The following is a 22,656-nucleotide window of genomic DNA, read 5'->3' on the forward strand; positions in this document are numbered from 1 at the left end:
AGCCCCTTCGTTAATGCCACAACATAACTACATCAACGAAGGGGAATCCCTTTTAGAAGCGACTAGTTACATTGAAGCGTATCGTTCTACCGGGTGCAGGCATCATACTGCGGGTTAATGGGTCAATGTAATATTCATCAAATAAATTTGTGGCTAATAATTCAAGGGATAGGTCTTTATTAAACTGGTAATTCACATAAGCATCCGCGGTAAAAACCGCATTCCAACTCATCGGGCTATTATTTAATGGTGCATATGAGTATGGATATTTATCTATCATTTCCGCTTCATCCTCATTTTTTGCTTTGCTGTGATATCGCATACGGCTACCCACTTCTAAACGTTCATCTAAGAAGCGTAAACCTAGGTTGGCATGGATGCTATATTTAGGTTGCAATTGAGTACGCAAATAGCCGCCGGGGAACCCTGCTGTTGTACACTCTGGGCCACCAAATTTGTTATAGGGGTCCATAACCATCAGCGAGACTTCATCGCAAACTTCATTTTTTAAGCGGTAATCTACCCCTAAGTCACCAAATACCCAGCCATTATCATAACGCGCTAATAATTCCAGACCGGCCGTGTTATGTTTATCAACCTGCGTAAAGACTAACCTGTAGTTCCTATCAAATGCATTTGTGACAACCGTGTTATAGTAATTTATGCGTAAGTCGGCATGGTTTTCTGCCGCAACGAGATCTTGGAAATTACGCACATACCCTAGTTCTATCGTATGGCTGCGTTCTGGCAAATAAACCGGTGGCGTGTAATTCGGCTCTCTTCCTCCCGAAAAACCAATCGTGTCTTCAAATATACTTGGCATCCTAACGGTTTCTAAATAACGCCCAAATATTCGGTCGTTCTCTGTTAGGTAAATAGTTGCTCCTAACGCAGGCGCCCAAGCCGATTCTTCATTTCTTTTTGGCACTTTAAATTTTTGTTTATCTGCAACCATCACTTCATTATTTATACTACTTATTACCGCTACTTTTTTTGCTATTAACCCTGTTACGGGGTCTATAGCCTCTTCTTTTAAATCAATTTCGCCATTATAGAATGGATTGTTTTTACGTATAAACCTATTATTTTCATCTACTTTCCATTCCGCTAAATGGTTCTTCTCTACAATTCTATATTCTTGCTTTTTTCCATCAGGAGTTACTATTTTCCCCATTATTATAGTAGAGGGAGGCATTGACAGTGCTTTTTCAACTAACCTAGTCTGAGCATGTGAATTATTTTTTAAATCATTAAACGTTCGCCCTTTATCATCGACATATTTTTGTATTAGATGATATTCTGCTGAAGTTAATATACGAGACAGGCTATATTTTTTAGCTATTATATGGCTATAAGGTGCATAATTTACATCTTTGGCCGCGATGCGCCTCTCTTTTAATAAATCTCTTGACCAGTAACTAATATATTGAGCCCCCGCATTCAGGCTTAACCAATCAGTAGGCTGCCAATCAAACCGAATAGTACCATTATATTCCCGACGCTTACCTTCCCTAGGGATAGCACGGAACATATTACCCTTTGGGCTAGAATCCGAATTAAAAATATCTTCACGGCTACCAATGGTTTCATCAATTAAGCTTCCCATTAAAGTCAATTTAAATTCAGGTGTAATTTGAAATTTATTGGATAATGAAACACCATAGCGATCGTTAAGTTGGTTTAATTTAATCCCATCAACTAAGGTGCCATTGATAGCAGGATTTTTAGCCACATTTTTATCTCGACCAAATTCATAATTCCAATCCCTTTCCATTGGTTCCCTAGGCTGGCCACCTGCGGTATTTGTGTTTAAATTAGTTTTTGTCAACCAATAACCTAATCGGAAATCAACCCAACCAATGGACTCGGGTTTGAACGAATAATTGGCGTAAAAAGTATTTAACGCCAAGTTAGCTAAAGGCCATTGCGGAATTTTCCCTTCTAAATCATGATAACGAATTTGCGATGGCATGATTTCGCCATAATGGCTTGACGTATGCATATAACCAAGGGAGAGGTCTTGTGCATAAGGTAGCATCAAATTTAATTTAGCCAGCCATGTCGACATTTCATTTGATGTATTCGCCACCTCTGTATTTGGCCCGTAAATCCTAGCGACAAAGGGTATATATGGGTCTATCGCCTTATTTGTGTTATTAGGGTCATAGGTAATAATATCATCATAAAATTTATCCGCCCCACGGCGCCCAGCAAAATAGTTACCTTGGTTGCGGTAGCTGTACGCCAACATCAAATCAAACTTTTCTTGCCGTGTCCCAATGGCAATGCGCGCTGCGTTATCTTGCAGATTAAAGAAATTGGCATTACCTTTACTACGAGCATCAACAAGCATTTCGTGATCTTGAAAATAAATTCCACGAAACTTCTGCATGTCTAGCGTACTCAATAGTCGCTTATCATCGCGATAGTCTATACCGTGGTTTAAATGATTAACCCTCGGTTTTGTGGAGTTACTCGATGTTTCTAATTTAATATCAAAACCAAACTTCTCATATTTATCCACAACATCATCAATGCCTAGGGTCGTTATCGCCACCCCACCACCTGTAGAGGTACGCACATCGCGGTCTAGCGTTGCGCTTTTCATGACCTTAATGCTGCTAATCATATTTGGATCGATATAATTACGGTTATTCGCCCCGTTGTAGCCACGCCACACAGTGATAGCCTGTTCTGTGCCATCGACAGTTACCGGGACGCGCCCTTGCCCCTGTACCCCTCGTACATTGGGGTCTATTGCCCCGCTATTACGGGCATCACCGCTGTACACCCCTACCGCATGGTTTATGGTATCTGCAGGGTTGGTGCCTTTATAGCGTTCGATTTCTTCTTTACTGATGTAAATATTCGATTCGTCTTTATCATATTGGTCATCCGCCCCTTTTCTATCACGCTCTTTGATAGTGGTCGCTTTATCATTTACCACAATAGAGCCGATGTTTTCGCTTTGTTGTGCATAGACTAGGTGTGTAATACTACCAATAGATAACCCTGTCGCGATATTAATGGCTATCACAGTTTTTATTTTCATTATTTGTTCCGGTGAAAATTAAAATTTCTTGGTGAAATTGACACCGACTTCACTTTGCTTAAAAGAATAAATAATATCCGCCTTACTTTTATTCACTTGGCTATTGAAATAAACTGAAGGCGTAAAACTTAATACTTTGTTATTATCAAAGGTAATTTGGGTATTTAAATATCCATTGTGGTCTTTTCTTTTTACATTTAAAAATGCATCAAACTGTTTGAAATTTGTTTGCTTGTAACCTAGCACAACAAGTAAATCACACAATTCAGTGACTTTTAAAAAACCAACTCTGACCCCATATTGTGAATAGCTATCACTATTGCGTTGTTTTTCCCTATTGGCGCCATGAATGCCCCCAAAAGCGATTAGCCGAGGGTTGATTAAATAGGTACCAACAATTGAATAAACCCATTTATCACCATCATTGAAACTATACTCGTGAGGGTAAGTTTTATTTTTATAATCGATATCACCTAAAAAGCTCACCTGGTGATTTAGCGTATACTCTGTCGCTATTTTCCCCCCTAGGCTTAAATTATAATATTGGTTATCATGCCACTTCACCTCAACTGTAGGCTGTATACGGACTTTGGCGTTAGCGTCCTCATATTGATAACCCCCGCTAACAAATATATTCATTTTTCTAACCGTGACTGTTTTCATCGGTTCTACCCCAACGGCGCCCAATGATAATAGCCCTGAATGGTTACCCACGAGAGGAAAACGCTTTGCTGATTTAATATAATAATGCCATTTTCCACCAGCGATAGATTGATTGGTACTATTCATACATTTACCATGAAAACAGTGTATTTCTCGGCTGTTTGATGCTTCATTTAAATTAAAATCATAACTCGAACCAAATTTAATAGTGCCTTGCCAATGATTTTTATTTTTTAAATTTATTATTTGACGATTAATATAACCCGCGAGTTTTCCTGATATTTTATCCCCGTATTTATTTTGTACGCCTTGGTATAAAGATAGTGCCGACTCATAATGTTTAACATAAAGCAATGCTCGTGCGAGCTTTAATTCAACTAGCAACATATTAGGTTTCCGAGCCAAGATTTCATTATATAGCTTAATAGCATCACTATATTTTTTCTTTGAAATTGCCTTTTCAGAATAAATATACTTTACTAGTTCTTTGTCATGTTTTTGATGACTAATATAACCATTGATAATAGCATCTATTTTTTCGAATTCGTGTTTATGAACCAGATCATAAAGAATAAAACCAAGTTCGTCGATGCTTTTTTTGCTATTTTTCACATTATTTATTCCTAATTTATATTCTTTATTATTATAACTATTTAAAATATCAATAAGTTCCTCTTTCAATTTTGGCTCTGCAAATGCAGTAAGTTGAAAAATGAGCAACAATAAAATAATACATATTGAAAATATTTTTTTATTAAAAGCTAACATAAAGAAATCACCATTTTTTCGATAAAATAAAAAGTAGACAAAATTACTTTTGCCTACTTTTTTTTATCCAATTATCTTTTCAGTAATTATTAGTCTTTCTGGCCACCAAATGCCGTATCTAATTCACGATTGTTGTCATAAGAAAGAATACCGGCCACTTGTTCTGCATTATCACCAAAGAATTGTCCCATGCTGTTACCATGATGTGTTTCATTGGCAATGGCAGTACCGCTAAATTTACCATCTTCTTCAATGGCCCCCATCATGGAGTGGTTATTCGTTCCTTCTAATGCACCTGTATATGACTTATCCGCAAAATTAGCATTAAACCAACCTGTCTGTTTTGCTTCACCCGCAAACTGGTTAACACCTGCTATGGTATAAGTCGCTTGGCCACTGGTTGGGACTTCTGTTGTTGCATTCGCACCAGAGAAATAAACTGTGTGCATTGCATCATCCGCTAAACCAGTTTGTGACCAGTCACCAAAATATACCTCGGCATCTGCAACCTGACTAAATTGGAATTTGCCCATTCCGCCATGTGGGCTACCGCCGCTTTCCAAAATATAAACGTTATCTGGCTTTTGCGTTACTAAGTTTTTTAAGCCTGAAAATGAAATTGTTTTGCCTTCTCTCATAAAGCGAGAACCGATACCCGGTGCGCCAATACTGCCAGCATGAGGCCCCATAGTTGATTGAGTTTTCCCGACAATAATATTTGTTTCATTAAATTCGTAACTTAAGCTTTGCTTTGATTCTGTTTCAGCCATAACACCAACAGAAAATACAGAGAAAGATACAGCGGCGGTAATTAATGATAATTTCTTCATTTGTGAATCCTTTTTCAACTGAAGTGTGAATTAAATAACACGGTTAAAAAACACATTAAATAAAAGATTATTCTTTCCTTTAATATTCAAGATTCAGTATATGAAAATGATTTTCATTTACAAATGCGGGGATATAATTCAAAATTATATTATTAGGCCATAAAGCAAAATAATCTTTTTATTTTTAGTGGGTTAATCAATAGCCCTACAACGCGTAACTTTATTTGTTGAGGCTTAAATAAAGTGTTAATTGAATTTTTAAGAGTAATTACAATTATTAGATGAAAATGGAATGATTATATTTATGAGTAAATGCGGTGGTGTTTTTACAAGCTCATTGAGGAATAATAAACATAAAAATAAAGTTGAGTAAAATAGACTTGGTTATTCTAATGATTAGGTACAAGAAGCGCCCTTCTTGTACCTTGATACGCTATACGCTTGCTAGTAATTTAGCTATGGGCTCTGCCAGTAATCGACCGCGCCAGCCTGTCAATAATTCAGGTGGCGTGGAGGAAGATTTAATTCCCCAATGAATAGATAGTAGCTGATTTATTTGTCGCCTCGATGCTAATAGCTCTGCATTAAACTTTTCATTTTCAGCGATATCTTTAACCACTGCTTTAATTTCTTTAAAGACATTTTTATATTGGCTTTGTTCGGTAATATTCGCCACTGGTGCTGGGTATAGGCTTGGATCAAGCTTCTTAGCTTGCTCAACTATGCTTAGCAAACGCTTACCGTGACAACGAATCTCTTGTCCCGTCAAACCAAGGCTATCTAGCTCGCCAAGAGTGGTTGGTAGGAAACGTGCAACTTTCCACAGATGTTCTTCTTTTACGACAAAATTAATCGCCATATCCCGTGCTTTAGCTTGGTTCAAACGCCAATCGGCAAGTAATTGCAAGCATGCCAGTTGCTCATCACGTAACTGGCACGCATTGTGAATGTTTAAGTAGGCTCTTTCGGGTTTCAGCAGTTTTTGGCGACGGGCAACCACACGCTGGCATTCGTCTTTAGCATCTTCTAAATACCCTGACTCCGTGACCTTCTGCATAAGAATTTCAGCTAATGGCAGTAAATACAGCACATCCGCGGTTGCATAGTCACATTGTTTCTCACTTAGCGGCCGCGCTAACCAATCTGTCCGTGATTCACTTTTGTCCAGCTCAACGCCAAGATGTTCTGCGACCAATGAAGCAAACCCACATGAAATTGGATAGCCCAGAAAAGCTGCAACCACTTGGGTATCAATCATCGGTTCGGGTACGCAGTCAAAATCATGCATAAACACTTCAAGGTCTTCACTCCCTGCGTGCAAGAATTTAAGCTGATTTGGATCCGTTAACAGCGCTTTAAAAGGGCTGAAATCAGATATTGAGAGTGGGTCAATCAATGAAACTTGCTTCCCATCATACAACTGTAGCAAACCTAATTGAGGATAATATGTTCTTGTACGAACAAACTCGGTATCCAATGCAAGCCAGGGTGCATCACTGGCGTCTTGGCATATTTGGGCTAGTTCGCTATCTGTGGTCACTAAACGATAATTCAAAACAAGTTTCTCTTTTTCTATTTTCATTACAGAGACGCCGGTATAAACCGGCGTCATCTATTCGTTATGTTTATACATTCTAAATCACTTTTAAGCAGGTGACTTATTTCTTTTCAATTTTTCTTCATCGCGCAAATCTTTACGGAGAATTTTCCCAACGTTTGATTTAGGCAATTCATCACGAAACTCAAATATTTTAGGGACTTTATACGCCGTTAATGAACGACGGCAAAATGTTTTTAGTTCATCCCCCGTCAAATTCGCATTTTTCGTGACAACGAAAACTTTCACTGCTTCCCCTGTGCTTTCACTTGGTACGCCAATCGCCGCACATTCAATGACGTCAGGGTGAGTTGCAATAACATCTTCAATTTCATTTGGATAAACATTAAAACCCGACACGATGATCATATCTTTTTTACGATCAACAATGCGGATATAACCTTCACTATCCATTTCTGCGATGTCGCCCGTGGCTATCCAGCCATCAATTATCGCCTCAGCGGTAGAGTCAGGACGATTCCAATAACCTTTCATCACCTGAGGGCCTTTTACCCACATTTCGCCAGGCTCACCCAGCGGAACCTCTTGACCTTCATCATTAAGAAATTTCACATCCGTTGATGGAACAGGTAAGCCAATACTACCACTATATGCCGTGAGATTATATGGATTCCCCGTAACTAGCGGAGAACATTCTGTTAAGCCATAACCTTCAAGAAGATGTTTACCTGTCAGCTTTTGCCATTTTTCAGCCACAGCCTTTTGCACTGGCATTCCACCGCCGACCGATAATCTTAAGCGCGAGAAGTCCAACTTTTGAAACTCTTCATTATGGATCCAAGCATTAAAGAGTGTATTAACCCCAGTAATTGATGTGATGGGATAACGACCAAGCTGTTTGACTGTATCAGGTACGTCCCGCGGATTGGTGATTAATAAATTAACTCCACCCACATTGATGAAAAGCAAGCAATTTACTGTAAGAGCAAAAACATGGTACAGCGGTAATGCAGTCACCACGAATTCCGCACCAAATTTCAATACAGGACCATACGCCGCTCTTGCTTGTTCTAGATTTGCTAACATATTGCGATGAGTTAGCATCGCCCCTTTAGCCACCCCTGTAGTTCCCCCAGTATATTGCAAGAAGGCTAAATCACTGCCTGCAATATTGGGTTTAATATATTGCATCCGATAACCGTAATGCATAGCACGACGGAACGAGATGGCATCGGGTAAATTGTATTTTGGTACTAAGCGTTTTACGTATTTAACGACAAAATCCACAATCGTCGCTTTCGGCCGTGAAAGTTGATCCCCCATACGGGTTAAAATCACGTGTTTAACTTTGGTGTTATAAACGATCTTTTCAAGAGTAGAGGCGAAGTTCGAGACAATCACAATCGCAGTTGTGCCGCTATCATTAAGCTGGTGTTCTAACTCCCTAGGGGTATAGAGTGGATTAACATTCACAACAACCATACCCGCACGCAATATTCCAAATAAAGCAATTGGGTATTGTAATAAGTTAGGCATCATTAAGGCAACGCGGTCACCCTTTTTAAGACCAAGCCCATTTTGTAAGTAGGCAGCAAAAGCGCGGCTTCTTTCTTCTAATTTCCGATACGTCATCACTGCCCCCATATTAATGAATGCAGGCTGATCGGCATATTGGGAAACTGCGTTTTCCAGTAACTCTGCTAAAGAAGCGAAGCGATCAGGATTGATTTCTTCCGGCACATCAGCAGGGTAATTTTTTAGCCAGATTTTTTCCAAAATGTTGCTCCTAAATTTAGTGAAGTTATTATACCCAACATCTCTTTTAACAAATTATTAACTCATTGTACCAGTTTGAAAAACAGACAATGTCAAGGTTGAGAGGTCTATCACTAAATAAATTTTGTTCCTTCAAGAAAAAACAAGGCGACATACGCCGCCCTGCTTTCTTAAATTTCGTTAATCAGATGTAAATCTGCATAAGTTATGCCTAATTATACACTGATATTGGCAAATTTTGGAGGTGTGTTCAGAAAATTCTGCAATCAATTCAGCTTGTAAGCGCAGAATTATAGGTGAATAAGGAATAAAATATTATTTGAATCACTTTTTACGTATTTATATCTAATGCTAATCGATAGATAACACCAAACAAATAATAAACGAAAGGGATCATGCATTATGTTGTCGGCTCAGTCACTTGACCTACAACGATATCATCCGCTGCCGCCACTAAATTTACCTGACCTGTATTTCTCACTAATGCTCTAACCCAATACCCTTGGCGCTTCAATTCACAAACAAGGTACTGGCCTAAGTACCCTGTTGCGCCAGCAACGAAGACTTTTTGCATTTTCTCTCCCGCGGACACATAGATCTTTCTCCCACAGATAAAGTGCATTATTGAAGAGAAAACCTGAAATGCCAACAATAACAACTATATTTATCACATCGTTATTATTATTTTTCCTGAAGGGGGAATTAAGCTGGCATATTGTACCCCTATGCCAGCTTTGGGAATAACTTAGTTATTCAGTGAGATAAGTATGGACTTGTGCGGGGCCACCTGGGTAGCCGTAACCATAACCCCATGGGTGGTTATAGTAGTACGGATCGCCATAATAACCATAACCCCATGGGCCTGATGGCGGGATCATCACACTTTGCGCGACATTCCAGCGTTGAAAACCTGTAACATCAAGGGTGACATATTTATAAGGAACTTGCCCAACTTTCCCTTGCTGCTCTCCCGTCACTTTCCCAACAACAGTGACATAGCGGTTCGTAAAGTCACTTGGCTCACGAAAACCGTTAATATAGGCATAGATACGCCCAACTGACGGCGCATTGAGTTCTGGTGCTGCATCGTATTTGCTCAGTGCCATCACCGCAATTTCTAAACGTGTCCGTGTAGGCTCATTCGCTACTGCGAGGACTTTACCGCCAAAGCGTGCTTCCTGACCAATATACATTTCAGGGGCATTTTGAATGGATGTTAAGCTATCAGCGGGGTTTTGAACTGACCCTTGGATTGATGCAGGTATAGAAACGCACCCAGTTAGTGTTAATACACTGGCAACAAAAAGGCCTTTCAGTACATTACGGCAGTTCAATTCAATGTTCATAGACTACCTCCGATTAGCAACAGTATAAATTCAGGTCATACGGTTTAAAATAGTCTGTAGCAAAGAAGACACGATATGTTAAATTGGATAGATATAAATAGGATACTTATTAATCATAACCTATCTTTATGAATGATTCGATGTGTTTTTTATGCATTAAAAAAGGCTATCTGTTAAAAAATAGCCTATTATTTTGATCATGTCGTTGTTAGACTCATTCACGACCTGGCAGTTTTTTCCACGTCACTTCATTACGCAAATAGGTCGGTTCCACATTTTCAACCGCAATAGTTTTACCTTGAAGCCATAATTGTGCTGCAATCGGTAACATGTCTTGAGCATCAGGCAATGTTATTTGGCTGTTCTTAATGGGTTCATCACCACTGAGTAAGGATGGATATGCTTCCCAGCCTGTGCCTGCATAACTCCATTGCCCTGAAATACCTGCAAACTTACGTTTAAAATCATCAGGTAATAAGACAGCTTCCGTTTCTTCGCCTTGCCAAACACCTTCAGCAGTACGTGAATATTGCGCGCAATAGATTTCAGACATACGGGCATCTATCGCCACCAGCACGTTTGATTGACGGGTTGTGCGGAATACACCTTGCGCCAACGCCATCAATGATGACACGCCAATCATTGGTAAATCAGCCCCTAATGCTAAGCCTTGAGCGATACCTACCCCAATACGTACTCCAGTAAAACTTCCTGGCCCGCGACCAAAAGCTAACGCATCCAGTTGATTAAGGGTGACTCCCGCTTCAGTTAACACTTCTTCTACCATTGGTAAAACTTTTTGTGTGTGTTCACGAGGCGAAATAGCAAAACGTGAGATAATATCGTCACCACATAATAGTGCGACGGAACAGGCTTCAGTTGCTGTATCGACAGCAAGAATACGACTCGACATGCCTAAACTCCGGCAAATTAACAGATTTCAATTGAAAGATGCGGCTTATAGTAGCATAAACCGCCGATAGGATCGCAGAAAAACACAGTTATTTCTCGGCTGCTAGCGCGCTTTTTTCTGCTAGAAAATTTATCGCTTTGGTTAGACTGCGTGTTCGTGGCGAAGGCGGTAAGCTACGCAAAAACACTTCACCATAAGGGCGCGTTACTAAGCGATTATCACAAATCACTATCACACCGTAGTCACTGGTATCACGAATTAAACGCCCCACCCCTTGTTTTAACGTGATCACCGCATCTGGTAACTGCACATCCGCAAACGGATCACCACCTCTTAGCTCACAATCCTCAATACGAGCTCTTAAAAGTGGGTCATCAGGCGCAGTAAAAGGCAGTTTATCGATAATCACACAGGTTAACTCATCGCCGCGCACATCGACACCTTCCCAGAAGCTACTCGTTGCGACTAAGACTGCATTGCCTGCCGCAATAAACTGTGCAAGTAGTTTGTTTTTACTGCTCTCGCCTTGCACCATAACGGGCAAAGTCAACGAGGCTTTAAATTCCTCAGCCAGCTCTCGCATCATTAAGTGAGACGTACAGAGGAAAAAACAGCGCCCCTGATTTTTCTCGATAAGTGGCCGCAACATTGTTGCTAGTTTCTGTGCAATTCCCCGTTGATTTGGTTCAGGTAAAAAACGCGGGACACACAACATCGTTTGGCTTTCGTAATCAAAGGGGCTGGCTAACAACAACGTTTTCGCTTTAGTGAGCCCTAAACGGTCAGTAAAGTGGCTCAATTTTTCATTCACAGACAGCGTGGCAGAGGTAAATACCCAGCTCGCTGGCGTACCCGCTATCATTTCGCTGAATTTATCTGCAACGGTAAGTGGCGTTAACGCCAATAAAAAGTGACGCCCATAACTTTCAAACCAATAACTGTAACCTGGAATTGTGACATCTTTTAATCGATTCAAACGATTACGATAAACGGTAACACGTTCAAAGATAGAGTCTAAACTTTGGGAACGTCCTAGCGAGGTTTTGATTACTTCATAGCAAAGTTCCAAGGAATCATCGAGTAGTGTTAGAGCTCGTTGGACTTCATTTAACTTTAACAAATCACGCAGATTTCCACGGAAACTGTTTTCCCCCAGATTTAAACGAAAATCTAAAGTACTCTGTGTAAGCCTATCGGCACTTTTTTGCAGTTGAACCTGGTCTTTTAGTTCCGTGCGATAGGCCATTATCATATCGCGAGCAAGGTCGAGTAATTGGCGGCTACTCAGCTGCTGGCCAAAATATTGACTAGCAATATCAGGAATTTGGTGGGCTTCGTCGAAAATCATTACTTCAGCTTCTGGGATCAACTCGCCAAAACCTGTGTCTTTAACAACGCGATCAGCCATAAACAGGTGATGGTTAACGACCACAACATCCGCCTCTAAGGCTTTACGACGCGCTTTTAACACAAAGCATTCTTGATAACGCGGGCAGTCACTGCCAAGGCAGTTATCATTGGTGCTAGTCACTAAAGGCCATACAGGGCTGTCTTCTGCAATGTCATGGCAAGTACTGGTATCACCTAGCTCAGATTCGATAGACCAACTGCGTAATCGCACAACGGCTGATAGAATTTCAGGTTCTAAACTCCCGCCACCTAATGATTGCTGGTCTAATCGTTCTAAACACAAGTAGTTCGAGCGCCCTTTAAGTAAAGCCGTACGCCCAGTGTAATTCATGGCATTAATAATGGTTGGCAGGTCACGATGATAAAGTTGGTCTTGCAGTGCTTTTGAGCCCGTAGAAACAATCACTTTTTTGCCACTTCTTAGCGCAGGCACTAAATACGCGTACGTTTTCCCTGTTCCAGTCCCTGCTTCTGCAACTAAAACCTGTTGTTGTTCAATAGCTTCAGTGACTGCATTAGACATTGTCACTTGTGCAGCGCGAGGTTGAAAGCCTGAAATTGTTTTAGCCAAAAAGCCGTCAGAGGAAAAGTCGTCGCGCACTACAGAAACCTATTCATTAGCAAAAATAAGACGCTCACTTTACCATGAGTTATGGCTCTGTGCTGTTCTAATTGTAGTTTCAGTGATCAAGCGATTTTCATCCCGCTCGCAAGCTGTTATTCTTGAACAGAATAAATAATAAGGAATAATTATGACTATTAAACGTATTGACCCCGATAATCGTTGGTCGGAAGCTGTTATTCACAATAATGTGATTTATTACACCAGTGTTCCCGAAAATTTGGATGCCGATATTATCGCTCAAACCGCTAACACACTTGCCGCGATTGATGTGATGTTAGAGCGTGTCGGCTCTGATAAAAGTAAAATTCTAGATGCCACTATTTTCCTAGCGGATAAAGCCGATTTTGCGGGTATGAACCAAGCATGGGACGCATGGGTTGTTGCAGGTAGCGCCCCCGTTCGTTGCACTGTTCAAGCTCTGTTGATGAAACCCGAGTACAAGGTTGAAATCAAAGTTGTTGCGGCAATTGACTAAGTCAATTTCTTCATAGAAAAAAGGGCTACCATTTTTGGTTAGCCCTTTTTTGTTAGATCCGCCGTGCGAACAGCGATACATTTACACACATTCATGCGCTAAATAGTTTGTGGTGTCGCTAAGCGGCAATCGCGCTAATCCCAAGGAGCATACAATAGTATGTGACTTGGGTTAGCAAGTGCAGCCAACAATGCTACAACACAAAATATGACGCGCATTAAGACATCTTAATCAACACCATTCCTAACAACAGTAACACTATTCCACCCCAGCCTTTATAATTCAGGCGTTGATTAAACAGTATCCACCCTGCTGCTACTGTCGCGATGATCCCGAAAGCTCCCCAGAGCGCATAAGCGATGGATAGCTCGATACCTTTTACTGCTTGTGCAAGAGAGCTAAATGCCCCAAGTACGGCCAACAGCGAGAGTATCCCTAGCCAATATCGTTTAAAGCCATTCGACATTTTTAACAAGATATTCGCTATAATTTCCAATATCACCGCTAAGATCAAAAACGCTGCATGCCACCATTCAAAATGACTGGCCATATTACGCCTCCGACTTAGCTTCGCGTCCAACTAAGGCACTTGATTTAGCTGCGTTGACCGCATGTTGAGTGGCCTGTTTTACTTTTTGAGCCGATCCACGAACTGTCGCTTTTTTGGTTCCTGATTTAATCAGGCCAATACCAGTGATCAATAATACCAACCCACCTATTTTCATAGGTGATAATGTTTCACCAAACCACATAACACTAAAAGTGGTAATGAACAAAATACCGATACCTTCCCAAAGAGCGTAGGCAACACCTAATGCAACTTTTTTCACTGCGATGGCGAGAAGAATGTAAGAAGTGGCTATCATCACGTACATGACCACCATGCCAGTGAAATCGCCGCTCACACTGGCGTGCTTCATTGATAAGGTACCAATAACTTCAGTTACGATAGCTAATATTAAAAATATCCAATAAATCATTATAATATCTCTCTATGTACAGCCGCGTCATAGCCTGTTTTTTGTACAGATCATGCAAACAAAAAGCGTTAACGCAGTTGTTGAAAATTCAAATAAAAACAATACGATGCTGAATTTATTCAGCGAAATGAATAATCGAGAGAGACGCTATAATGCACCACACCAGTAGTGTTCACTGGAAAGGATAGCTGAAAGGAAAAGCCTGTGTGTCGTTCTTTTTTGGGACTTGCTGATCTTGCCGCTAGTTGAGCTAAGCATGATATCTTATTCTTTTCATCAGGCGGACATCCACCCAATTTACTCCGAACCCTCATGTTGATAGTTGATTACACACTATTTTTAGCATGCCATTTTTATTAAGTCAATGAATATAAACACATTTTGTATTGAATAAAAATATGCATAATTATTCATTAATATGCTAATTAACCCTTGAATTAATGACTAGCAGGCGAATAACCAAGCGTTTGTGGTAAATTTCCCATCGAAATTTTTTGATGAAAAATTATAATTTCACCACTTTTTCTTCTCTCATTACTACATCACCGTGCTATTTGATCTTTAACATTGACAACCTAGTTGAACAAGCTTCTTATAGTAGCTATATGATTGACATACATCTAAGAGAGCGTCATGAGCACCTTTAGTCTTACCTCTAACAGTTTTCAAAATGCCGTGGATTCAACACCATTACCTTATGATGTTGTATCAATTCAATCACAAGTGATTTATGGCAGTGTCGGTAACAGCATCGCCGTCCCTGCACTGACAAAACAAGGGTTGCGCGTCGCGGCGGTTCCAACTGTTGTTCTTAGCAATACCCCTCATTATGCCACTTGTTATGGCGGCGAATTACCCGGTGAATGGTTTCGTGGCTATTTAAACGGCTTTGTTGAACGCGGCAGTTTAGATTCCGTTAGAGCCATTTTAACAGGCTACCTGGGCTCACCTGAGAAAGCACAAGACTTAGCTAACTGGCTAGCTCGCGTTCGTGAAACGTTCCCAAACCTGCCAGTTATTGTTGACCCTGTGATGGGCGATGAGGATAGCGGGTTTTATATTCCCCCTGAAATTGCCGAAGTTTATCGTGATCACGTTATCCCTTTAGCGACAGGGATTATTCCAAATAAATTCGAACTCATGACCTTAAGTGGCAAACACATTGATACCTTGGATGATGCAATAGCCGCTGCACGTAGTTTATTGCAAGGGAACACACAATGGGTAATCATCACCAGTGCTTTCCAACCCGATGAAGATAATATTGAGGTCGTTTGTGTCACCAAAGGGGATGTCGCAGTGATCCGCCACAAACGTTACCCTGTCACACCAAAAGGGACGGGTGATTTGTTTGGTGCAGAACTTACAGCGCAGCTATTAGCTGGGTTATCCGTTCCTGACGCCGCAAAAATGGCCTGCTTACGCATAGAACAAGCGATTATCCACATGGCTGCTACTGGCCGCAGTGAACTCGTGTTGTAATGATCGAGTAGGCCTCATCTGAGGCCTATTGGTTTCATCACCCGACACTTTGTAAGCGCTCCCATAACGTTTGTTGTTGGTAATTTGCCCTGAATATCCCTTTTTCGACTAATTTAGGGACCACCTGTTCGAGAAATAACGTTAATGATTGTTCTGAACCACATGGCAAAGCGATAAAACCATCGCAAGCTTGTTTGTCTGTCCACCTCTCAATTTCATCAACTAAATCACTCACCGTACCAATCACCCGCCAATGTGAAGAGCCATTGACCTCTGGAGCGGATAACAGCATTTGGATCGTAGGTTGGTGCTGGCAAATATAACGCCTTAATAACTGAGCATGCGTTTGGCTATATGGCGCTTCGGTAGCTTCAGGTAGCATTTCGGGCGTGATCACGGTGTCAATTGGTAGCTGGCTTAGGTCTAAATTAATTAATGATTCTATATAACGGAATTTAGTTCGTGAGTCCGCATTGGCGTGAGTTTGTTCAAACAAACGATAAGCTTCTTCCCGACTGTCGGCTAAATAAAAACTCAAACCTGGTAATACCTTAACCGCATTAGGTTCCCGCCCTGCACTTACAACACGGCGCTGAATGTCCTGATAAAATTCTATTGCACAGTCAATATCCGGTGTGGCGGCAAAAATACCATCCGCAACAGCAGCGGCAAAATCACGCCCTGCAGGTGATGCTCCCGCTTGAAAATAGGGAATAGGCTGCGAATAAGCAGGAATATTCAGTGGGCCTTCCACATTAAAATAGCGCCCTTGGTGGTTAATTTGTTGGATAGATGAACCGCTGTAGCGACTTTCACTGGATTGATATTGATCTGGTTGGCTATTGGGATGGCTTGCCCATAGAGCTTCAACAACAGCCGTAAATTCTTTGGCAATTTCATAGCGCTCCTCTGAATCCGGTAACGTTTTCAAGCCAAAATTTTGCTGACCTTTGAGCGCAGTGACAATATTCCAACCTACTCGACCATTAGTTATCCAGTTTAGAGACTGTAACTGTCTCGCAGCAATATAAGGTGGGTAAAATAAGGCCGAAATCGTGGAAACAAAACCAATGTGATTTGTTGCATGCGCAATTGATGCTATCAATAAAGATGGGTCTATGCCGCCAAAAGCTGGGGCTTGGTTTCCTTTATCGATATTCAAAAACTGGGCATCTGGTCGAAATAAAAAATCCAGTTTTGCCGCCTCTGTGCGTTTGGATAGCGCAATATAATAACTGGGGTTCAGAATAGCTTCTCGTTGGTTAGGATCTTGTTTGGCACTTTGGGTACTTACCCAAGTTGGTGACAGTGATAGGCCAATACAAATCGTTTTTTGTGTTCTCACTCGCATTTTCCCTTAATGATCACTTCAATACTTGTTGTTAATGATATTGGTTATGATTATCATTAACAACAATATTTAATCTATTAATAACAGCCTGTTTTGTTTGGAAAACTGCCATGTTGAAAACATTTGTCTGCGCTATCACACTATTCTCTACCCTGAGTGTTTCAAGCATCGTTTCGGCAACCGCCCTTGTCGGCGCTGATAGCCAGTCATGGCCTAGAACCTTTACCAGTGTGGATGGTTCTATGGTCGAAATAAAAAGTAAACCAACGCGTATTTTATCCGCCTCTGTTTCAATCACTGGTACATTGCTCGCCATTGATGCGCCAGTGATAGCTAGCTCCACCACGGCAAACGGGCAATTTTTTGCACAATGGGACGCTATTGCAAAACAAAAAGGCGTTGAAAAGTTATGGTCTGCTGGCAGTGTGGACTTGGAAATGGCCTATGCTGTCGCACCTGATTTAATTGTCGTGTCCATAAATGGCGGTGATACTGTTTACCCACAAGTTTCACAATTTCAACAAATTGCACCAACGATTGTATTAGATTATGGCAAACAAGGTTGGGAGAGTCTGGCCCTGCAATTAGGGCAAGCTACAGGGCAAGAAAAAGCCGCCACCGACCTCTTAGAGGGTTTCGATAAATTTATCGAAGAAAGTAAAAGCCAATTACAGCTTCCTGATGGCGAAGCAAATATTATTGCCTATTTTGGCCCCGGAACAGTTAACCCCGTTTCGCTAAAAACTAGTCCTCACGCCATCTTACTGCAGCAACTTGGGTTTAGCATTGAAAGTGCGCCTTCTGAATGGCAGCCGAAAGATAAACCTGTCTCTGACTTTGTTTGGGCACAATATGAGCACCTGACCCAACTGAATGCGCCAACCACTTTTTTATTACGTGGAACCGATAAAGAAGCGCAAAACTTTATGGCAGACCCGATCCTCGCCAATCTCAATGCAGTCAAAAATAAACAAGTTTATGGCCTAGGTGCAAATTCATTCCGTGTTGATTATTACAGTGCGCAAGAAATAATTAATGACATTGTTGCACGTTTTAAAAAGCATGAGTCCTGATATGCCATTAACGCGAACTTCCCTAAAATGGCCAGTGGTTATTTGCTGCTTATTATTAGTCACTTTTGCCATTATTAGCCTTGGTGTTGGTAGCCGTTCTGTTGCTATTTCAAAGACTTGGCAAGCTTTCACTCAGTTTGATAACACAAGTAGTGAACACTTGTTAGTTCGCTACCTGCGTTTTCCTAGAACCTTACTTGCGATTGTCATTGGTATTGCTCTTGGTGCCGCGGGGACACTAATGCAAGCAATAACACGTAACCCTTTAGCTGATCCAGGCCTGTTTGGCATTAACGCAGGGGCAATGGTTGCTATCGTTCTGGTTATCGCATTCACAGGTATCACCGATGTGACAATTTATATGTGGTTCGGTCTACTGGGTGCGGGTATCGCAGGCGTAATTGTGTATCTTTTAGCCGGAGTCCGCCAAGGCTTGAACCCAATTCGGATGGTGTTGTCCGGTGTTGCTCTCTCGATTGTTTTGCTCGCTATCACGCACATGGTGACCGTAAATAGTGATGAACAGGTATTTGACCAATTTCGCCACTGGGTTGTCGGTTCATTGCAAGGTCGGGGTTTTGATGTCCTTTTTCCGATCAGCGGTCTGGTTTTGATAGGTTGTGCGATTGCCTTATCCCTGACGAGAGCATTGGATGTGGTCATTTTAGGTAATGACCTAAGCCATTCTCTTGGCGCAAACCAAAACCGAGTCTGGCTTCTTTCTGCCGTAGCCATCGTATTACTCGCAGGGAGCGCAACGGCTGCCGTTGGGCCAATTAGTTTTTTGGGACTGACTGCGCCTCACTTTGCTCGCTCTCTGGTTGGTAGTGACTACCGACGTATATTGCCAATGTCAATGTTACTCGGTGCGACCATTCTGCTCATTGCCGATTGTACTGGCCGAATCATTGGCACACCTGGGGAAATCAGTGCTGGTATCATGATCTCTTTAATTGGCGGGCCTTTCTTTATTTATCTGGTTAGACGCTGGCGGATTATTACGCTATGAAAAACAAAAATAACTTCAAAACCCTGCATTTTCGCCGCTATTCTTGGGTAATTTCCACCAGAGACACGGTGATATGTGGTTTATTACTGTTGATCATAACTATGCTTTCGTTTTGGGCTGTCACAACAGGCAAATTCTCTATTGCGTTACCAAACCTGATTAATATTTTAATGGGTGAAGAACAGGGCACCATCCAACAAAAAATCGTCATGGATATTCGCTTACCTAGGTTATTAACCGCTATCGGCGTCGGTGCTGCACTTGGGGTTTCCGGGGCGATATTTCAATCTATATCACGTAATGTTTTAGGTTCACCCGACGTTATTGGCTTCACAACAGGGGCTGCAACGGGCGCATTGTTACAAATTATCATTTTCAATGGCAGCGTCCCTGCCATTGCCTTTTCAACTATCTTTGGCGGATTAACCACTGCTTTAGTCGTCTATGTTTTATCCCTAAAACAGGGAAAGATGTCAGGCTATACACTGATCCTAACCGGTATTGGTGTCGGGGCAACATTGCATGCTTTTAATGCGTTATTATTAGTGAAAGGCAATATTGATAATGCCACGATTGCGAATCTGTGGCTTGCTGGCTCGTTAAATGCACGCACATGGCTACATGTTTACCCTGTTTTTATCGGCCTATTGATTTTGTTACCTTTCATTATGGTACACGCAAAATCACTCACATTAATGGAAATGGGTGATGATATGGCACAGCAACTTGGTGTCAATGTCGCACGGGTAAGATGGATGATGATTTTCAGTGCTGTCCTGCTCGCCTCATTAGCTACGGCCTGTGCAGGTCCAATTGCCTTTGTTGCCTTAGCTGCCCCTCAACTTATTGTCCGTTTAAGCCACTCAGGCCAACTGCCTATTATCGGTTCTGCCTTGATGGGCGCTGTGCTGCTAATTTGTGCAGATACCCTTTCTCAGCAACTCCCTTTTGGTTTAACCCTACCCGTTGGATTAATGACTGGGATCATTGGAGGGTTATATTTGCTTTGGTTACTAACACGCAGCTCACATCTTTAAATATTAATGATTATTATTATGTTTATGTAATGATAATCATTATATATAATAAAACTAACAATAATAAGCTACGTAATTTTATTTCTATTTCAATGGGCTATTAGGAATGGTAATAGTTCATTTTTCGTCACTGGCAAGTAGTGAATGCATCTCATCAATCGTCTTATTACATGCTCATAGCATGAAGGAAAAGATTAATGTCTGATGTTCCAGCTATTAATATAAAAAGAAAATCAATAACAACGATGGTACAAGCTGCTTTATTTAGTACCCTTTGGGTCGCTATTCCACAAGCGTATGCAGCTGATACCGAATCGACTTCGCAAAGCAATAAAAAGCGTGAAAACCACAGTGACGTATTAATTGTGACAGGGGAAAAACTGAATAAATCAATATATGACACTGGTTCCAGTGTCACTGTGTATGATTTTAAACAAATTGAAGCTATCCCCAATGCCGATGTCAATACGCTGTTGCAGATGACACCCAATATCGTTGATACCGGAAACAGCAATGCCTTACCCGCTATTCGAGGCGTGGACGGCTCAGGCCCTGCACAGGGTGCAATTGCCTTCCTTGCCGGCACGCGGCCACGAGTTAATTTTTCTGTCGATGGCCGTTCCTTTACTTACAATGAATTTGGATATGGTGCACAGTCTTTATGGGATGTTGACAGCGTTGAAATTTTCCGTGACCCACAAAGCTACGTACAAGGGCGAAATGCCATTGCAGGGGCTATTTTAGTCAAAACTTTAGACCCGACATTTTATTGGGAAGGTGCAGTAAAAGGGGGCCTCGGCCAACAAGGTTTTCAACAAACTGCCGCCATGGTTTCTGGGCCGTTAATTGATGATAAACTCGCTTTTCGTTTTACGGTAGAAAAGCAAGAGCGTGAAAGCTTTACCAAAATGGATAGCTACTCTCCCGTCGGTAATCCACGTGATATTGAGTCAACCACCGTTCGTAGCAAATTATTATACGAACCCCTCGATATGCCTGAATTTAAAAGTAAATTAACATTCTCACATATGGATAGCCGTTCGCCACAAAATGAAGCTAATATGGCGAAAAATTTAGCACCAGAAGCCCCTTCTCGTTTCCGACCTGTTATCGAGCGCAAAACCACCAGCGGTATTTGGAATACCTCATGGGAAGCCAATGAAAATTTAACGTGGGAAAATACGCTAATCTATACGGGGTTCACTACCCACCGTCGAACAAAAGCACCAACACCGCGTGCAGACATTGATGCCAAAGAATTTGAATTAGAACCAATGCTGCGATTTAAAACCGATAACGACATTCTCAATGGGATCGTCGGTGTGCGCTATTTCCATGGTAAACAAGATGAGTTTGTCGATTTATTTGGTGGCAGTTACTTTGATGATAAAACAGAAACTGCTTCCGCTTATGGGTCTGTCACCTATGCAGTAGTTCCCGAAGTTGATATTACTTTATCAGGGCGATTTGAACGAGAGCAGCATACTCGTAAAGGTGGAAGCCCCGCGGTATATATCGACTTCGATGAAACCTATAACACCTTCTTACCCAAAGCCGATTTTGCATGGAAGCCCGCTCAAAACCAGACGGTTGGGTTCGCAATTGGACGAGGTTATAACGGGGGTGGTGCAGGGGTAACCCTTGGAAAACCAATCGTCACCTATACATATTCCCCTGAATACGTGTGGAACTATAGTTTGTATGGTCGTAATAGCTTATTGGATAACAAGCTATCAATCATGACCAACCTGTTCTACAACGATTACAAGGATATGCAATTACCCTTTTATTTAGGGCCCAATTCGACCACGATTCGTAATGCAAAGAAAGTCGAAACCTATGGTGCTGAATTTAGCGTTGCCTATCAGCCCGTTGAATCATTAGAACTCAATACCGGACTCGGTTTATTGCGAACCAATATTAAAGACTTTGGTAATAGTGGAATCGAAGGTAAAGAACTCGCCCGCGCCCCTAATTACACTGCAAATGTAGGTGCAAAATACCAATTAACTCCATCCATTGATATCAGTGGTAATGTGCAGTTCTCTGGTGATTACTTCTCGCAAGCTAATAACAATGAAACATCCAAAATAGACTCATTTTGGGTTGCAAACCTGCAATTAGGCTATGACTTTAAGTGGGGACGTGCGACGGTATTTGCCCAAAACCTGTTTGACTCGGATAAACGTATTTTGATCCCAGATAACAACATTGAAACCGCGATTTATCAACGCCCTAGAATGTTAGGTGCAACAATGGAACTGCGTTTCTAAAATTACTTTTAACGTCAACAAATAGAGGTGTAGGT

At 41.4% G+C, this 22,656-nt stretch carries 18 protein-coding genes; 6 read left to right on the forward strand and 12 right to left on the reverse strand.

Features of this window, described 5'->3' with window-relative positions:
* Window positions 1-52: 52 nt before the first annotated feature.
* From AABS66_RS00945 to AABS66_RS00985, 9 genes are all read right to left on the reverse strand, one after another.
* Window positions 53-3,052: a TonB-dependent receptor domain-containing protein gene (locus AABS66_RS00945; RefSeq protein WP_430224439.1), complete on the reverse strand. Its 3,000-nt coding sequence runs from the start codon at window positions 3,050-3,052 to the stop codon at window positions 53-55.
* 18 nt (window positions 3,053-3,070) lie between these two features.
* Complete coding sequence (locus tag AABS66_RS00950; RefSeq protein WP_430224440.1) at window positions 3,071-4,483, reverse strand: surface lipoprotein assembly modifier; 1,413 nt, start codon at window positions 4,481-4,483, stop codon at window positions 3,071-3,073.
* An 89-nt stretch (window positions 4,484-4,572) separates the two neighbouring features.
* Window positions 4,573-5,313: a Slam-dependent surface lipoprotein gene (locus AABS66_RS00955; RefSeq protein WP_206084199.1), complete on the reverse strand. Its 741-nt coding sequence runs from the start codon at window positions 5,311-5,313 to the stop codon at window positions 4,573-4,575.
* Between the two features lie 433 nt (window positions 5,314-5,746).
* Window positions 5,747-6,868: a ribonuclease D gene (gene rnd / locus AABS66_RS00960; RefSeq protein ID WP_349415459.1), complete on the reverse strand. Its 1,122-nt coding sequence runs from the start codon at window positions 6,866-6,868 to the stop codon at window positions 5,747-5,749.
* Between the two features lie 90 nt (window positions 6,869-6,958).
* A complete protein-coding gene (fadD, locus tag AABS66_RS00965; RefSeq protein WP_206084198.1) occupies window positions 6,959-8,647 on the reverse strand; it encodes a long-chain-fatty-acid--CoA ligase FadD in 1,689 nt (562 codons plus the stop codon).
* A gap of 400 nt (window positions 8,648-9,047) precedes the next feature.
* Window positions 9,048-9,221, reverse strand: a complete 174-nt coding sequence (locus tag AABS66_RS00970; RefSeq protein ID WP_206084197.1) for an NAD(P)H-binding protein — start codon at window positions 9,219-9,221, stop codon at window positions 9,048-9,050.
* Between the two features lie 175 nt (window positions 9,222-9,396).
* Window positions 9,397-9,993: a Slp family lipoprotein gene (locus tag AABS66_RS00975; RefSeq protein ID WP_206084196.1), complete on the reverse strand. Its 597-nt coding sequence runs from the start codon at window positions 9,991-9,993 to the stop codon at window positions 9,397-9,399.
* 214 nt (window positions 9,994-10,207) lie between these two features.
* Window positions 10,208-10,906 carry a tRNA (adenosine(37)-N6)-threonylcarbamoyltransferase complex dimerization subunit type 1 TsaB gene (gene tsaB, locus AABS66_RS00980; protein WP_272516289.1) on the reverse strand — a complete coding sequence of 233 codons (699 nt, stop codon included), beginning with the start codon at window positions 10,904-10,906 and terminating at the stop codon, window positions 10,208-10,210.
* Window positions 10,907-10,994: 88 nt separating this feature from the next.
* A complete protein-coding gene (locus AABS66_RS00985) occupies window positions 10,995-12,917 on the reverse strand; it encodes an ATP-dependent DNA helicase (RefSeq protein WP_206084194.1) in 1,923 nt (640 codons plus the stop codon).
* A gap of 151 nt (window positions 12,918-13,068) precedes the next feature.
* On the opposite strand from AABS66_RS00985, the gene AABS66_RS00990 reads away from it, so the two are divergent.
* The gene (locus AABS66_RS00990; RefSeq protein ID WP_206084193.1) at window positions 13,069-13,416 is read left to right on the forward strand and encodes a RidA family protein; all 348 of its coding nucleotides are present in this window, start codon (window positions 13,069-13,071) and stop codon (window positions 13,414-13,416) included.
* 217 nt (window positions 13,417-13,633) lie between these two features.
* Here AABS66_RS00990 and mdtI read toward each other — a convergent pair whose 3' ends face one another.
* A complete protein-coding gene (mdtI, locus tag AABS66_RS00995) occupies window positions 13,634-13,966 on the reverse strand; it encodes a multidrug/spermidine efflux SMR transporter subunit MdtI (protein ID WP_206084192.1) in 333 nt (110 codons plus the stop codon).
* Window position 13,967: 1 nt separating this feature from the next.
* Window positions 13,968-14,396, reverse strand: a complete 429-nt coding sequence (gene mdtJ / locus AABS66_RS01000; protein ID WP_206084191.1) for a multidrug/spermidine efflux SMR transporter subunit MdtJ — start codon at window positions 14,394-14,396, stop codon at window positions 13,968-13,970.
* Window positions 14,397-15,029: 633 nt separating this feature from the next.
* Here mdtJ and pdxK point away from each other — a divergent pair.
* Window positions 15,030-15,878, forward strand: a complete 849-nt coding sequence (gene pdxK, locus AABS66_RS01005; RefSeq protein WP_349415173.1) for a pyridoxine/pyridoxal/pyridoxamine kinase — start codon at window positions 15,030-15,032, stop codon at window positions 15,876-15,878.
* A 37-nt stretch (window positions 15,879-15,915) separates the two neighbouring features.
* On the opposite strand, the gene AABS66_RS01010 is transcribed toward pdxK, so the two are convergent.
* Window positions 15,916-17,223, reverse strand: coding sequence for an NtaA/DmoA family FMN-dependent monooxygenase (locus AABS66_RS01010; RefSeq protein WP_430224441.1), 1,308 nt, complete (start codon window positions 17,221-17,223; stop codon window positions 15,916-15,918).
* A gap of 116 nt (window positions 17,224-17,339) precedes the next feature.
* Here AABS66_RS01010 and fepB point away from each other — a divergent pair, with 116 nt between their 5' ends.
* From fepB to AABS66_RS01030, 4 genes are all read left to right on the forward strand, one after another.
* A complete protein-coding gene (fepB, locus tag AABS66_RS01015) occupies window positions 17,340-18,302 on the forward strand; it encodes a Fe2+-enterobactin ABC transporter substrate-binding protein (RefSeq protein ID WP_272680894.1) in 963 nt (320 codons plus the stop codon).
* Window positions 18,265-19,311: a FecCD family ABC transporter permease gene (locus AABS66_RS01020; RefSeq protein ID WP_430224443.1), complete on the forward strand. Its 1,047-nt coding sequence runs from the start codon at window positions 18,265-18,267 to the stop codon at window positions 19,309-19,311. Before fepB ends, AABS66_RS01020 begins: the two co-directional genes overlap by 38 nt.
* Window positions 19,308-20,348 carry a FecCD family ABC transporter permease gene (locus AABS66_RS01025; RefSeq protein ID WP_430224444.1) on the forward strand — a complete coding sequence of 347 codons (1,041 nt, stop codon included), beginning with the start codon at window positions 19,308-19,310 and terminating at the stop codon, window positions 20,346-20,348. The genes AABS66_RS01020 and AABS66_RS01025 overlap by 4 nt, the downstream gene beginning before the upstream one ends.
* Window positions 20,349-20,545: 197 nt before the next feature.
* Window positions 20,546-22,621: a TonB-dependent receptor gene (locus tag AABS66_RS01030; RefSeq protein ID WP_206084187.1), complete on the forward strand. Its 2,076-nt coding sequence runs from the start codon at window positions 20,546-20,548 to the stop codon at window positions 22,619-22,621.
* Window positions 22,622-22,656 lie beyond the last annotated feature (35 nt).

This window comes from Providencia sp. SP181 (assembly GCF_050446505.1).
In the GTDB taxonomy this organism is placed as follows: Bacteria; Pseudomonadota; Gammaproteobacteria; order Enterobacterales; family Enterobacteriaceae; genus Providencia; species Providencia vermicola.